Origin of the sequence: Acetobacter conturbans (assembly GCF_011516755.1) — a bacterium.
Classification (GTDB): Bacteria; Pseudomonadota; Alphaproteobacteria; order Acetobacterales; family Acetobacteraceae; genus Acetobacter; species Acetobacter conturbans.
On record NZ_WOSY01000004.1, the window covers coordinates 153,164 to 167,305 of the forward strand.

The following is a 14,142-nucleotide window of genomic DNA, read 5'->3' on the forward strand; positions in this document are numbered from 1 at the left end:
GGTCTCAGCCTCCCTGCATCGGGGCGACGATCTCGATTTTCATGCCCTCCGAGATGGACAACTGGGAACGACGCGAGGCGGGGACGAATTCACCTCCCACGGCAGTAGCGATGCGCGCGCCGCTCAGGCCGAGTTCATCGACCAGCGCGGCAAGGGTCCGTGAGGTGACCGCACGGGTCTCGTCATTGACCAGAATGTTCATGTCAGTCTCCCTGACCAGCAGTTCACGTACCAATTGGGGCTTTGGCTCAATGCGTGCAAGCAGCCCGCCTCATGAGTTGAATACGATCTCGGTGACTTGCTCTCCCAGCCATGGCGAAAGCAGATAGCCATGGCGGTACATGCCGTTGACGAAAATGGTGCGGCCTTCCTGTGTCACGAGCGGCATATTGTCCGGATAGGAGGGACGCAGACCGGTACCGATATCGACGATCTCGGCTTCCGCGAAACCGGGATGAAGCGTCCAGACCGCGTTGAGCAATTCACTCATGGAACGCAGCGTGATGGGACCGCCATTCTCACTCTCGATCATCGTTGCGCCGACCATAAAGAGATGATCGGCACGCGGCACGATATAAATGGGGATGCGCGGATGCAGCATTCGCACAGGGCGATGCAGCGCCACGTCGGGGCAACGGAGCAGCAGCATTTCCCCCCTTACGCCGCGAAGGGCCGGGAGTTCCGTGCGTGCGCGCAGGCCCGAGGCATCCACCACCCAGTCGAAGGTCTCGTCGGAAGGGATATCCGGGCAGTTCAGCAGGAGACGGCCGCCCAGTTCATTGACCAGTCGGTCTGCCAGAGCCGGAAGAGTCTTGCGCGGGTCGAGATGTCCTTCTTCGGGAAAGAAGAGGGCGCGCTGGAACCGATCGGCAAGATCCGGCTCCAGTTCCGCAATTTCCTCAGCACCGATTTCCCGAAAATGGCTGGTGCGGCGTCCAAAGCGTGCGATTTCCGGGGTATCGCGCGGAGGCGCGAGGACGAGGCTGCCATTGGACTGCACATCGGGTGCGTTGGCACGCCACCAGTCCAGTGATTTGAGGGAATGTTCCGTCACCTCCGGCGGGGCGGCCTCGGCTTCGCACCACGGGGCGAGCATCCCTCCCGCCATCCATGAAGCACCGGAACCGACTTTCGGGCCTGTTTCAGCCAGTGTAACGCGGGCGCCCCGGTTGGCGAGCATGACGGCGGACACGAGCCCCGCCACACCGGCGCCCCGGACCAGAATGGCTGGAGGTGGTGTCATGAGAATCTCCCGTCCGGGTGGAGGTGAAAAGGGCTGCCACGATGAGCGCATGCGATGGATTTGTTAAGAGTGGCGCGGATTTATCTGACGCGATCCGATGGAGCGGCAGTCCCGGATTGCCGTGTTGCGGTCGTTACGTCGGAGCACAGGTAAAAACAGGCTCCGTTACGCCTTCCGGTTGTGTTGAACGCAGGATTTGGTAAGAGTATCAGCGAAATACAGGCCCTCGGAGAGAAGAAATGACTGACCCGGCAACGCAGGCTCCTCAACTGAGCCCCTCCGATCTGGCTAATAATGAAAGAGCTATTGCTTATTACAATGAGCATGGCTGCGACACGGTCGATAAAGCCTTTGTTCTTGCGAACATTCTGCACACGGATCGTTGCGTGGCGGAGGCGGCCCGCGTCTATCACATCGGGTATGAGCTCCACTCCAAGTCTCCGCACCAGCAGCCGGGCGCTCATATTCTTCTCCATGTCAGCCTGCTCTGCCAGCTGAAGGCCGGGCATGAGCCGAGCCAGGAAGACATGGACGCGATGAAGGCGCTGTCTCTCCCGCTCTATAATTACATTCTGGGCATCCAGACGGCATGGACGGCAGGCGATCTGGTGAAGGCCGCCCGTATCATGGGCAACTGTTACGATGAATTCCACACGGGCGAGGAGTGCGACCGCCTGTATCTGGAAGTCATGAGCCGCCACTATAACGAGCCGATGCGCAACGGCGTGGCTGACGCACGCGTCGCCGGTTCCCTTATCCCGCGGAAAGTCTATCTCTACTGGGACAAGGAAACGCCTGAGGAAGTCGAACAGAATTTCGAATATCACCGGAGCTTGCCGGGGCTCGAGATCAAGACTTTCAATCAGGAAGAAGCGGCGCAGTGGCTTTATGAAGTCTACGGCGTGGAAGCCCGGAACCTCTTTCTGTCCATGCGGCATCCCGCCGAGGCCGCCGACTTCCTGCGCGCGCATGTGATTCAGGAACTGGGGGGCTGGTGGCTGGACGCGGACATCCGCATCCGCTCGGAAGAGGTGTTCTTCAACCGCCTCTCGCAGCATCACTCCCATGTCTTCCTGCTCACGCATGACCATGTAGTGCATAACGACTTCTTCGGATCAGTCGCCAACAGTCCGATTATCGGCGACGTCCTGCTGTCGCTCTATCGCAACTGCTATCTCTTCCCCGGCCTGTATATTCCCTACAAGACCGGCCCCGGCGTGTTCGAACGCGCTCTGAATCGCACGTTCCACGCCGATTTCACCCGCGTGCGGCCGATCCCTTCCATGATGATCTACGATCACACGGTCTTCGCCGATATCATCGAGGAACTGCAGGTGGACTACAAACACCAGGGCAAGTCCTGGCACGCGGTGAGCAACTGATCTTTTCAGTCCGTGCGCGGGTGCGTTATCCGCGTGCCGGATCGTACCCGCAGCGGATAAGTGCCGCCAGCATATGAGGCGGCGGCGGGGCGATGGCGCTGATCGTCTCGGCTAGGGGTAAAATCAGTTCTCGACTCAGGAGATGCAGGCGCTCTCCCGCCATCTGTTTGCCTGCTGAATAAACCGGGTCCCCCACAACGGGGAGACCCGCTGCAGCGCAATGCACGCGCGCCTGGTGGGTGCGTCCACTCTCCAGCGTCAGTTCCACCCATGACAGGGTGCCGTCACGTCCCAGACATCGCAATGTGGTTCGGGCCGACTGTCCATCCGGCGCTCCCTGCATTTTCCAGCCCTGCGAAAGGGTGCTGACCTTTTTCAGGGGCAGGTCGATCTCAAGCGTGTCTGGTGCTGTCCCTTGCACAACGGCCCAATAGAGCTTTTTTGCGCGTCCGGTAGCGAAACAGGACTGAATGGCCAGCAATGTCTGCTTTCGCAGGCCGATGGCAAGGCAGCCCGCCGTGTCCGCATCAAGTCGATGCGCCAGCCACGGGCCATCTTTCCGACGGCTCATCAGGGGAAACCAGTCCTCGACACTGGGGCCGCCCCGCGGACCCGGGTGAACCGGAAGGCCCGCTGGCTTGTTGATGATGAGCGCCTGATTGCTTTCGTAAAGCTTCAGAAAGGGGAGGGGGGGCACTTCAGTCGTCCGAAGCGCCGCGCCCGATCAGCACCTTGCGTCGTCCCACATGATCGGCTGCGCTGACGATACCGTTCTTTTCCATCTGTTCGATGAGTTTGGCTGCACGGTTGTAGCCGATGGAGAGATGGCGCTGCACGAATGAGGTCGAGGCCTTGCCTTCGCGAATAACGATGGCGACGGCCTTGTCATAGAGGCTGTTGTCGCCACCATCGCTGGCGGCGTCCATGCCACCAGGCGAGGGTGCCTCTTCCTCACGCTCGGAAATGACATCCTCATCGTAGATCGGCTCGCCCTGCTCACGCAGGAATTCGACCACGGCTTCCACCTCGCTGTCGGCTACGAAAGGACCGTGAACGCGCGTGATACGACCGCCGCCCTGCATGAAGAGCATGTCGCCCTGTCCAAGGAGCTGTTCCGCGCCCTGTTCCCCGAGAATGGTGCGGCTGTCGAACTTGCTGATGACCTGAAAGGAAATTCGGGTCGGGAAGTTCGCCTTGATGGTGCCGGTGATCACATCCACGGACGGGCGCTGTGTCGCCATGACGACATGAATACCTGCGGCACGGGCCTTCTGCGCGAGGCGCTGGACGGCGGCATCGATTTCCTTGCCAGCCGTCATCATCAGATCCGCCATTTCGTCGATGATGACGACGATATAGGGCAGCGCATCAAGGGTGAGCGACTGTTCCTCGAAGATCGGATTACCTGTTTCCGGATCGTAGCCGGTCTGGACGCGTCGGGTGACTTCCTCGCCACGCTCACGAACCTGCGCCGCCCGTTCGTTGTATCCCGCGATATTACGCACCTGAAGGTGAGCCATGGCGCGGTAACGACGGTCCATCTCCCGCACGACCCATTTGAGGGCGATGACCGCCTTGGTCGGCTCGGTGACGACGGGGGTGAGCAGGTGCGGAATACCGTCATAAATCGACAGTTCCAGCACTTTGGGATCGATCATGATCAGGCGGCACTCATCCGGCGAATGGCGGAAAAGCAGCGACAGGATCATCGCGTTGATACCGACCGACTTGCCCGAGCCCGTGGTGCCAGCGACGAGCAGATGCGGCATTTTCGCCAGATCGCTGAAAATGGGATCGCCAGAGATATCTTTTCCCAGTGCCAGTTCAAGCCGACCGGGAGAGTCCACCCACTCCGAGCATTTGAACAGCTCCGACAGGTAGACGGTTTCACGAAGCGCATTCGGCACTTCGATGCCGATCACGTTGCGGCCCGGCACGGTCGCGATACGCACACTGAGCACGGAGAGAGAGCGGGCAACATCGTCCGCAAGACCGATGACGCGTGCGGCGCGGATGCCGGGTGCAGGCTCGAGTTCGTAAAGTGTGACCACGGGGCCGGGATGCAGATCGACAATCCGACCCTGCACACCGAAGTCCGCGAGTACTGTCTCCAGCAGTCGCGCATTGCCTTCCAGCATTTCGCGGGATGGCGCCATCGCCGCCCGGGACGCAGGCGGTGCTTTCAGAAGGGAGACCGGAGGCAGCGTCCAGCCCTGCGTTGTCCGTGGAGCATCGCGTCCCGACCGTCCGCCTGTCTGTGCGGCTGTCCCGTCAGCGTCGGTACGTCCCCCGAACAGACGGGAAAGCATGGATTTCTTGCCCTCCTCCTGCGCGGCGGGAGGGGGAGACGATGCAACCGGGCGAAGTGCCTGCTGTGGTTCGCTGGGAGGAGGCGACATATCCCGGTCTGGCGGGAGGGAAACCTGCGGTTCTTCCCCACTATGCGAGAAGGCGGCAGTTCCGGGCATTTCCGTAGGATATCGGTCCTGCGTCGGGGCCGGAAGATGAACAACCGGCTCGTTTTCATCCACCGTGTTGGCCGGACGACGACCGGTTGGCCTGTTTGCAGGCGGCGACTCAGGGGAAGGTGCCAGCAGGGCGAGGTCCGTGCCGGTCCCGCCCGAGCGCTGGATGGGTGCAGGCTGACGCGCCATTTCCTGCCGGGGAGAGGGTGGTGCAAATCGGGTTTCACGGGCGGCCGTGGAGGCGAGAAACTGTCCGGCGGAGGCCCGGGATGCTTCGGCGCGGCGCGGAATCCATGACCGTTTCCGGCCAGAGTCGTGGTCCGCAAAGGCGTTCCCAGCGGCATAGGCATCGTCTTCCACGCTGCTGGCGGACCCTGTCTGATAAGGCAGTTCCCGCCGCTGGCGGGCAATGATCGTCCGGGCAAGCCGACCGGGCTGGCGTCCCATGACAAGAAGCGTCGTGCCGGTCGTCTGCCCGATGGTCCGCCATTCGTTGCGGTCCAGTCCGAAAGCGAGGGTGCCTAGGAGGAACGCCAGAATCAGCCCCAGAACCCAGAGAATGACGCCCCCCGCAGGTCCGATGGCGGCCATGCCTGCGGACACGGCGTTCCCGGCGATACTGGCGCCCATGCCTCCACCGATCCCGGCGTCGGACGGCCATGCCGGCGCATGAAGTGCGGTGATGAGAATGGGGACCGCGGCAAGAAGGGAAGCCGTGACGAGCATCAGGCAACACAGCGCGACGGCGCGCAGCACGAAAACGCTGAGCCCGCGATGTCGGAAGATCCGCCAGCCCCACGCGACCAGCGCCAGCACCAGCAGAGAGGTTGCCAGTCCGACGCTCTGGATCAGGAGATCAGCGACGAATGCGCCCGGCCGTCCCAGCAGGTTGGTAGCGGCGCGATCGGTCGAGACATCCGGAGACGGATCCTGCGGATCGTAGGTCCAGAAGCAGGCGGCGAACACGATGGCGAGGATCCACAGCACGATGCCGCCGAGCTCGTCTCCGCGCCGTTTCAGCGACGTTTTCGTCGAGGGCGAGGAAAGGCTGGAAGGAAGAAAACGGCTTAGACGCGCCAAGTCACCGGTCCTGACGTTGCGGGTTCACGGACAATGGATGCGCTGTGTAACAGGCACGCGCAAAGGAGCAGCATACCGTGCGCACAGCGCATCCTGAAGATGAGGAAATGCTCTTAAAGCCCGGATATGTCCAAAAAGCGAAGATTTTTTGAACCTAATCTTTTCGTCATTTTCATATGCGTAAAAAAGGACGACCGGAGAGGCGGCTTCTCATGCCTCCATCGGTCTAGTCCGCAACGCATCGGCCATCAGATCTATTTCGGCGAGCTTGCGGTCGAGCATCTGCCAGTCATCCTGCTCGCTCAGGCTGGTCCACAGGGTTTCGACGGTCGTGATCAGCATGTCGCACGGCAAGCCGCCGGTGAAATAGGGATGATCCAACGAGAGGCCGGGGATGGGCGTGCGAGCCTCAAGTTGCGTGCGGGCTTCGTTGAAAGCGGCATCCTTGTAAATGTCGCCTCGCGGTCCCGCCAATGCGCGTTCACGGCTGGCGCCCCCTCCATACCAGTCGAAGGGCAGGCAGTGAAACGGGATGCCTGACGTTTCCATGAACAGCGTGACGGCGTGGCGCAAGGCACGGTCGGATTCAGGATTGTCCTGAATCACACCCAGACGGCGGCACCATGCCGCATCCAGTTCGGTCTCATAGAGGGCGGGGAAACGCGCCAGCGCATCGGTCAGATCTTTGTGGGACGAGAATTCCAGCAGGCATTCGGCCAGACGCGCCAGATTCCACAAAAGCGCCTGCGGTTGTCGTCCATAGGCATAAAGGCCGGTCTGGTCGAAATAGGCGGCGGTGAAGGACGGATCGAACCGGGGAAGGAAGCGCCAGGGGCCGTAATCGAAGCTTTCCCCGGTGATGGCGATGTTATCCGTATTCAGGACGCCGTGGACAAACCCCGCCGCCATCCACTGAGTTCCCACACGGGCCACGTTGCGACACACGGCATCGAACAGTACCTGAGCTCCGCTGCCACCCTCGGGCACGGACAGTTCGGGGTAATAGGTTTCAAGCACATACTCCACCAGTTGGGCGATGGCCTGCGTTTCACCGTTCGCGGCGAGGCGCTGGAACGTGCCGATGCGGATATGGGAATGACCCAGCCGCACCAGAACCGATGAGCGCGTGGGGGAGGGTTCGTCGCCGCGCTCCAGATCCTCGCCCGTCTCGATCAGACTGAAGGCCCGGGAAGTTTCCACTCCCAATGCTTCGAGCATGGCGGCGGCGAGGATTTCGCGGACACCCCCTTTCAGGGTGAGGCGGCCATCGCCTCCGCGCGACCAGGGGGTGCGACCGCTGCCCTTTGTGCCGAGATCCAGAAGTCGCCCTCTTCTGTCACGCAGTTGTGCGAAGAGAAAACCGCGTCCGTCGCCGAGGTCGGGATTGTACTGCTGGAACTGATGACCGTGGTAACGCAGCGCCAGCGGGTGTTCCAGCGAGCCCGGAAGTGGTGCGAAACGGCCAAAATGCTGCACCCATTCTGCGTCGGTCAGCGTATCCAGCCCGACTGTCACCGCAGCGCGGTTATTTCGGTAGCGCAGGATGTGCCGGGGAAACTCGGCAGGGGTCACCACGTCATAGAACAACCCGCCCAGACGGGTATGATCGGTGGCAGGATTAAAAGCTGGTGAAAAAGGCATTGAACCCCGCTTTCGCGGGAAGTTCTATTGACTTCCCGCCGGTCATTTTACACTGTTAACAAGCCCGACACACGAACCAATAATAAGAAGTGGTCGTTCTATGAAAATTTTCAACGCCTTGCTCCTGGTGCCCTTTGCCGGGCTGCTCTGGGTGCCCTTTTACAATTTTCAGACTCCCATGCTGTTCGGATTTCCATTTTTCTACTGGTACCAGTTCGCCTGGGTCCCCGTGACCTCGGTGCTGATCTGGCTTGCCTGGAAAAAGGGAGCCCAGTCATGAACGGTATTCCGGCGGCCGATACACTGGCGCTTGCTGTTTTCATCTTCTTTTTCGGCGTGACAATCGTTGCTGGAAGCACGGTTTCACACTGGAAAGGATTGCTCCCTAACGGAAAGAAAGCAGCTCCGACCCAGCATGTCGATGCCGAGGGTGGGCACGGGACCGAGGAATGGGGGCTGGGCGGCCGTCAGTTCGGTGGATGGGTTACGTGGTTCCTCGTCGGAGGAGACTTCTATACGGCCTATACCGTCATCGCTGTTCCGGCGCTTGTCTATGCCGTCGGCGCCTATGGCTTCTTCGCGCTGCCTTACACGATCATCGTCTATCCTTTCATCTTCGTGGTGATGCCGAAGCTGTGGAAGATCGCTCACGATGGCGGTCACGCCACGGCGGCAGACATGATCCGTGCACGCTTCCAAAGCCGTCCGCTTGAGCTGGCGGTGGCGCTTTCCGGCCTGATCGCGGTCATGCCTTATATCGCGCTACAGCTGATCGGCATCCGGACCGTCGTTGAAGCGCTGGGCTTTTCCGGCGAGATTCCGCTGATCATCGCGTTCGTGTCGCTCGCGGCCTACACGTGGCTCGGCGGCCTGCACGCTCCCGCCCTGACAGCCTTCATCAAGGATGTGATGATCTATATCGCTGTCATTGCGGCGGTGACGCTGATCCCGATCAAGCTCGGCGGTTACGGACACATGTTCGATGTGATGAACAGCGTTGTCGCTCTGCCTGACGACAAGCATGTTCTGCCTACGGGGCAGATCATGCCATATGCGACGCTGGCTCTGTCCTCGGCGCTGGCGGCCTTCCTTTATCCGCATACGCTGACCGGTATTCTGGCTGCAAAATCAGCGGACACCGTCAAGCAGAATGCCGTCTATCTGCCAGTCTATACGATCGTGCTCGGCCTGATCGCACTGCTGGGCATGATGGCGCATGTGGCGGGCATTGATACGACGGTCAGCACAATGGTCGTGCCATATCTCTTCCTGAAGCTGTTCCCTGACTGGTTTGCAGGTTTCGCCTTCGCAGCCATCGCGGTGGGCGCTCTTGTACCGGCAGCGGTGATGGCAATCGGTGCAGCCAATCTGCTCACCCACAACATCCTGCCGAAGGGCTATGAAACCGTTACGGCTTCGCGTGTCGCGGCCTTCGGCGTGAAGCTCGGGGCGCTGCTCTGCGTGCTGTTCCTGAACGCGAAGTTCGCCATCGACCTTCAGCTTCTCGGAGGGGTCATCATCCTGCAAACCTTCCCGGCGCTGATTCTCGGTCTGACGAAGTATCGTTTCTCGAGTGTCGGCATGTTGTCGGGATGGGTCGTCGGCACGGTCGTCGGCCTTGGCATCTGCTGGACGGACGGTCTCAAGCCCATTCATGCTCTGGCGGTTGGTGGTCACACACAACTGATCTCCACGGGGTTGATCGCGCTCGTGATCAACATCATCGTGGTCGGTGTGGTTTCGGCCATCGTGCCGAACAAGACGATGGCTGTCGCCGCAGAATAAGTCGCTGACTTTTGGGCGTTTGCCTGTTGCCCGGCCTTCCTCTGGGAGGCCGGGTATTTTTTTGAAAACCGTCCAGAATCTCGATCCCGAGACACTGCGGCAAACCATCCTCACATTTCATGGGCCGACCGTTTCAGTTTTCCGCTTTTGCGGGGCTGTGTCACCCGCTCTTCCCCATAGCCCCGTCTCGGCCTCCGTGATATGCACGCGGCCATGACCGTTCGTACGCGCTTTGCCCCATCCCCGACCGGGTTGCTGCATATCGGCAACGCCCGCGCCGCCCTCTTCAATTTCCTCTATGCCCGCCATTGCGGCGGCCAGTTCGTGCTTCGCATCGAAGACACTGACAAGGAACGCTCCACGCAAAAAGCCGTGGACGTGATCTTCGATGGCCTGAAATGGATGGGCCTGACATGGGACGAAGAGCCCATGTTCCAGTCCTCACGCGAAGAACGGCACAAGGAGGTCGCGCTTCAGCTTCTGGCGGAAGGGAAGGCCTACAAGTGCTTCTGCACGTCGGAAGAACTGAAGGAAATGCGCGAGAAGGCGACGGCCGAAGGCAGGCCGCCCCGCTATAACGGCATGTGGCGCGATCGCGATCCGTCCGAAGCTCCGGCTGGCGCATCTTATGCCATTCGCATCAAGGCCCCGCGTGAAGGCGAGAACGTGATCGACGATCTCGTGCAGGGCGAGGTCCGCGTGGCCAACGCCGAACTGGACGACATGATCATCCTGCGCTCGGATGGAACGCCGACCTACCAGCATGCCGTGGTGGTGGATGACCACGACATGGAGATCACCCACGTGATCCGTGGCGACGATCACCTGACCAACACCTTTCGCCAGTTGATGATCTATCGCGCGATGGGCTGGGAAACGCCGCGTTTCGCCCATCTGCCGCTGATTCATGGTCCTGACGGCTCGAAGCTGTCCAAGCGGCACGGCGCGCAGTCGGTCGTCGAATTCCGTGAGATGGGCTACTTGCCGGAAGCGCTGTGCAACTATCTGCTGCGCCTCGGCTGGGGCCATGGCGACGCCGAAATCCTCTCCCGCGACGAGCAGATCCGCCTGTTCGACCTGTCCGGCGTGGGGCGTTCTGCATCGCGCATGGATTACACCAAGCTGGAACACGTCAACGCCGTCTATCTGCGCGAAGCCGATGACGAGCGCCTGACTTCCGACGTGATGGAACGTCTGGCCGGACATGAGGGTGTGGACACCGGTGAGGTGACTCGCAAGCGGGTGCTGGCGCTCATGCCGGGTCTGAAGGATCGCGCCCGCACGCTGGTCGAACTGACGGACAGTGCGGCGTTCCTGGGTCGTCAGGTGCCTCTGTCCTTCGATGCAAAAGCCGAAAAGCAACTCACACCGGAAAATCGGGCGATGCTGGGTGATCTGGTGCGCGATCTGGCCATCGTTGAGCCGTTCGACGGTGAGCATATCCACGAAGCTCTCAAGCTGTTCGCGGAAAAGCACGATCTCAAGCTCGGTAAGGTTGCCCAGCCTCTGCGGGCCGCCCTGTGCGGAACGACGACCTCCCCGGGTATCGACGTTACGGCGGCCGCTCTGGGCCGTGATGAAATTCTTGCAAGGATAGGGGCCGTACAGAATGGCTGAGGCGCAGTCCGGGGGCTCCCGTTATTTCGGTCCCTCGGGCCGTCATCTGCTCGGGATTCAGGGGATGCACCCGTCCCAGATCGAGCCGATCCTCGATCTGGCGGAGAGCTATGCTCTGATGAGCCGCTCCCGCAAGACGCCTCGTGATCTGCTGCGCGGGCGCACGGTGATCAACCTGTTCTTCGAGGACAGCACACGCACGCGCACCTCCTTCGAACTGGCGGGAAAGCGGCTCGGCGCGGACGTGGTGAATATGTCGGTCGCGCAGTCCTCGGTGAACAAGGGCGAGACGCTGCTGGACACGGCCACGACGCTGAACGCCATGCGGACGGATCTGCTCGTGGTGCGTCACTCCCAGTCCGGCGCTCCGGCGCTTCTGGCACAGAAGGTCGATGCCGCCGTCATCAACGCGGGCGACGGCACGCACGAACACCCTACACAGGCCCTGCTGGATGCCGTCACCATCCGCCGCCATCTTGGGCGCATCGACGGCCTGACGGTCGCGATCTGTGGCGATATCGCCCATTCACGCGTTGCCCGATCCAATATTCACCTACTGACATCCATGGCCTGCCGCGTGCGTCTGGTCGGGCCTCCCACGCTGGTGCCGCGTTCCATGGCGAGCCTCGGGGTTGAGGTGCATCACACGATGGAAACCGGCCTGAAGGACGTGGACGTGGTGATGATGCTGCGTCTTCAAAAAGAGCGCATGTCGGGCGGACTGATCCCCAGCGCCCGTGAATATTTCCGCTATTATGGCCTCGACCAGCGGCGGCTGGATCTTGCGAAACCCGGAGCCTTGGTGATGCATCCCGGCCCGATGAATCGCGGTGTCGAGATCGCGAGTCACATTGCCGATTCGGACCAGAGCGTGATCCGGGAACAGGTCGAGATGGGTGTGGCCGTGCGCATGGCCGTGCTGGACCGTCTTTCCCGGGGAACCCGCTGATGAGCACCTGCACCGTTTTCGAGAACGTCCGGCTGATCGACCCTTCAGGCGGTCTCGACCGCCAGGGGCGTCTGCTTGTCCGCGACGGCCTGATTGTGGGTTCCGATCTGCCGGGAGCCGAAGGCACGCCGGACGGGGCCGCGATCGTGGACGGGCAGGGCGCAGTTCTCTGTCCGGGTCTTGTGGATATGCGCGTCGAGATCGGCGAGCCGGGTCATGAATATCGTGAGACGGTGAAGTCCGCCTCGCGCGCAGCCTTCGCCGGCGGCGTGACGACTGTCGCCGTGCTTCCCACCGGTTCCCCCGCCATTGATGACCCCGCGATGGTCAGGATGCTGCGTTCACGAGGTGAAGAGCCGGATTATGTTTCGATTCTGCCCTATGGGGCTCTGACCAAGGGCTGTCAGGGCGGCGAACTTGCCGAGATCGGGCTGCTTTCGGAAGCGGGGGCCGTGGCATTCACCGATGGCGCGCGGGCGATTGCCTCCGCACGTCAGATGAAGCTGGCCCTGACCTACGCTCAGGCGTTTGACGCGCTGGTGGTGCAGCACCCGGAAGAGCCGACACTGGCCGGTTCCGGGTGTGCGACGGAAGGTGAACTGGCGCTGCGTCTCGGTTTGCCGGGGATTCCCACGGCGGCTGAGGCGATCATGATCGCCCGCGATATCCGTATGGTCGAGATGACCGGAGGGCGTCTGCATTTCGGGCATGTTTCGACGGGTGAGGGCGTTGGTCTCATCCGGCAGGCGAAGGCGCGTGGCATCCGGGTGACCTGCGATACCGCACCGCAGTATTTCGACCTGAATGAAACCGCCATCGGCGATTTCCGTACCTACGCCAAATTCTCTCCGCCCCTGCGCCGTGAGGAAGACCGTCTGGCACTGTGCGCTGCGCTGGCTGATGGGACGATCGACGCCATAGCCTCGGACCACGCGCCGCGCGATGCCGACGACAAGCGCCTGCCGTTCGCCCAAGCCTCGGCGGGAGGCACTGGTCTGGCGACTCTGCTGGGTGTCACGCTGACGCGCTATCATGACGGCACGTTGTCGCTGATCGACGCGCTTGGATTGCTGACGTGCAAGCCGGCAGTCCTGCTGGGCGTGACGGGAGCTGCCGCCAGACCCGGAGCGCGGTCGGTCGGGACGCTTGCCACCGGAACACCGGCGGATCTGTGCCTGTTCAATCCAGATCGCGCCTGGCAGGTGGTGGCGGGCGAACTGCCGGGTCATGCACAGAACACACCCTTCGATGGCCGGGCGCTTGAAGGCAAGGTTCTCGGGACGTGGAAGAACGGCCTGCGGGTGTTCGGAGCGACCGCGTGAATTTTTTCGAATCACCCGTTACTCTCCTCGCGGGCGTCATCCTGCTGTCCTATGTGCTGGGCAGCATTCCCTTCGGTCTGCTGCTGACGGCGGCTTCCGGGCAGGGCGACATCCGCCAGATCGGGTCGGGCAATATCGGCGCGACCAATGTTCTCCGGACCGGCAACAAGAAACTTGCGGCTGCCACCCTCCTGCTGGACGGTCTCAAAGGCGCTCTGGCCGTTGCCATCGCGTGGGTGATGACCCCGCCGGAACTGGGCGACCGTGCGGCCTCGCTGGCGGCGGTGTTTGCCGTGCTGGGGCATTGTTTCCCCGTCTGGCTGGGCTTTCGGGGCGGTAAGGGCGTCGCAACCGGACTCGGCGTCGTGCTGGCCATGTCGCCTCTGACCGGACTGGCCACCTGTGCGATCTGGTTGGCAGGCGCAAAAATCACACGCATTTCATCGGCGGGCGCGCTGCTGGCCTTTGCGTGCATGCCGGTGATGCTGTTTTTTCTGCATGGTCATTCCTTTAGCCAGTCGGCCAAACCCCTCGCGGGTGTACTGGTGGCACTCATCATCTTTGTCCGGCACCGCGCCAACATTGCCCGCTTGCTGACCGGCACGGAGCCGAGGATCGGCCAGTCCTCGCAGTGACTGCGGATGCAGCGCAGGCACGG

At 61.6% G+C, this 14,142-nt stretch carries 12 protein-coding genes; 7 read left to right on the top strand and 5 right to left on the bottom strand.

Annotated elements, in window-relative coordinates:
* Window positions 1-4: 4 nt before the first annotated feature.
* The gene (gene thiS, locus GOB81_RS05685; protein WP_173569406.1) at window positions 5-202 is read right to left on the bottom strand and encodes a sulfur carrier protein ThiS; all 198 of its coding nucleotides are present in this window, start codon (window positions 200-202) and stop codon (window positions 5-7) included.
* 69 nt (window positions 203-271) lie between these two features.
* On the bottom strand, window positions 272-1,243 hold the full coding sequence (gene thiO, locus GOB81_RS05690; RefSeq protein WP_173569407.1) for a glycine oxidase ThiO: 972 nt from the start codon (window positions 1,241-1,243) through the stop codon (window positions 272-274).
* A gap of 239 nt (window positions 1,244-1,482) precedes the next feature.
* Here thiO and GOB81_RS05695 point away from each other — a divergent pair, with 239 nt between their 5' ends.
* Window positions 1,483-2,625, top strand: a complete 1,143-nt coding sequence (locus GOB81_RS05695; RefSeq protein ID WP_173569408.1) for a glycosyltransferase family 32 protein — start codon at window positions 1,483-1,485, stop codon at window positions 2,623-2,625.
* 25 nt (window positions 2,626-2,650) lie between these two features.
* On the opposite strand, the gene GOB81_RS05700 is transcribed toward GOB81_RS05695, so the two are convergent.
* The 3 genes from GOB81_RS05700 to GOB81_RS05710 form a co-directional block, all read right to left on the bottom strand.
* A complete protein-coding gene (locus GOB81_RS05700; RefSeq protein ID WP_338421315.1) occupies window positions 2,651-3,322 on the bottom strand; it encodes an RluA family pseudouridine synthase in 672 nt (223 codons plus the stop codon).
* Between the two features lies 1 nt (window position 3,323).
* Window positions 3,324-6,170: a DNA translocase FtsK gene (locus GOB81_RS05705; RefSeq protein ID WP_173569409.1), complete on the bottom strand. Its 2,847-nt coding sequence runs from the start codon at window positions 6,168-6,170 to the stop codon at window positions 3,324-3,326.
* A gap of 210 nt (window positions 6,171-6,380) precedes the next feature.
* Window positions 6,381-7,811 (bottom strand): protein adenylyltransferase SelO, encoded by a 1,431-nt coding sequence (locus GOB81_RS05710; protein ID WP_173569410.1) that lies wholly within the window; start codon window positions 7,809-7,811, stop codon window positions 6,381-6,383.
* 100 nt (window positions 7,812-7,911) lie between these two features.
* Between GOB81_RS05710 and GOB81_RS05715 the strand changes: the two genes are divergently transcribed.
* From GOB81_RS05715 to plsY, 6 genes are all read left to right on the top strand, one after another.
* Entirely contained in the window at window positions 7,912-8,091 is a 180-nt protein-coding gene (locus GOB81_RS05715) for a DUF3311 domain-containing protein (protein ID WP_173569411.1), read from the top strand.
* Entirely contained in the window at window positions 8,088-9,596 is a 1,509-nt protein-coding gene (locus GOB81_RS05720; protein ID WP_173569412.1) for a sodium:solute symporter family protein, read from the top strand. The genes GOB81_RS05715 and GOB81_RS05720 overlap by 4 nt, the downstream gene beginning before the upstream one ends.
* Window positions 9,597-9,809: 213 nt before the next feature.
* The gene (gene gltX, locus GOB81_RS05725; protein WP_173569413.1) at window positions 9,810-11,213 is read left to right on the top strand and encodes a glutamate--tRNA ligase; all 1,404 of its coding nucleotides are present in this window, start codon (window positions 9,810-9,812) and stop codon (window positions 11,211-11,213) included.
* Window positions 11,206-12,162, top strand: a complete 957-nt coding sequence (locus tag GOB81_RS05730; protein ID WP_173569414.1) for an aspartate carbamoyltransferase catalytic subunit — start codon at window positions 11,206-11,208, stop codon at window positions 12,160-12,162. The genes gltX and GOB81_RS05730 overlap by 8 nt, the downstream gene beginning before the upstream one ends.
* Window positions 12,162-13,484 (top strand): dihydroorotase, encoded by a 1,323-nt coding sequence (locus GOB81_RS05735; RefSeq protein WP_173569415.1) that lies wholly within the window; start codon window positions 12,162-12,164, stop codon window positions 13,482-13,484. Before GOB81_RS05730 ends, GOB81_RS05735 begins: the two co-directional genes overlap by 1 nt.
* Window positions 13,481-14,119: a glycerol-3-phosphate 1-O-acyltransferase PlsY gene (gene plsY / locus GOB81_RS05740; protein ID WP_173569416.1), complete on the top strand. Its 639-nt coding sequence runs from the start codon at window positions 13,481-13,483 to the stop codon at window positions 14,117-14,119. The genes GOB81_RS05735 and plsY overlap by 4 nt, the downstream gene beginning before the upstream one ends.
* Window positions 14,120-14,142 lie beyond the last annotated feature (23 nt).

Excerpts from the sequence above, each read along its gene's own strand:
- thiO (WP_173569407.1), bottom strand. The coding sequence starts at position 1,243 with ATGACACCACCTCCAGCCATTCTGGTCCGGGGCGCCGGTGTGGCGGGG.
- GOB81_RS05710 (WP_173569410.1), bottom strand. The coding sequence starts at position 7,811 with ATGCCTTTTTCACCAGCTTTTAATCCTGCCACCGATCATACCCGTCTG.
- GOB81_RS05730 (WP_173569414.1), top strand. The coding sequence starts at position 11,206 with ATGGCTGAGGCGCAGTCCGGGGGCTCCCGTTATTTCGGTCCCTCGGGC.
- GOB81_RS05720 (WP_173569412.1), top strand. The coding sequence starts at position 8,088 with ATGAACGGTATTCCGGCGGCCGATACACTGGCGCTTGCTGTTTTCATC.
- thiS (WP_173569406.1), bottom strand. The coding sequence starts at position 202 with ATGAACATTCTGGTCAATGACGAGACCCGTGCGGTCACCTCACGGACC.
- GOB81_RS05715 (WP_173569411.1), top strand. The coding sequence starts at position 7,912 with ATGAAAATTTTCAACGCCTTGCTCCTGGTGCCCTTTGCCGGGCTGCTC.
- gltX (WP_173569413.1), top strand. The coding sequence starts at position 9,810 with ATGACCGTTCGTACGCGCTTTGCCCCATCCCCGACCGGGTTGCTGCAT.
- GOB81_RS05695 (WP_173569408.1), top strand. The coding sequence starts at position 1,483 with ATGACTGACCCGGCAACGCAGGCTCCTCAACTGAGCCCCTCCGATCTG.
- GOB81_RS05735 (WP_173569415.1), top strand. The coding sequence starts at position 12,162 with ATGAGCACCTGCACCGTTTTCGAGAACGTCCGGCTGATCGACCCTTCA.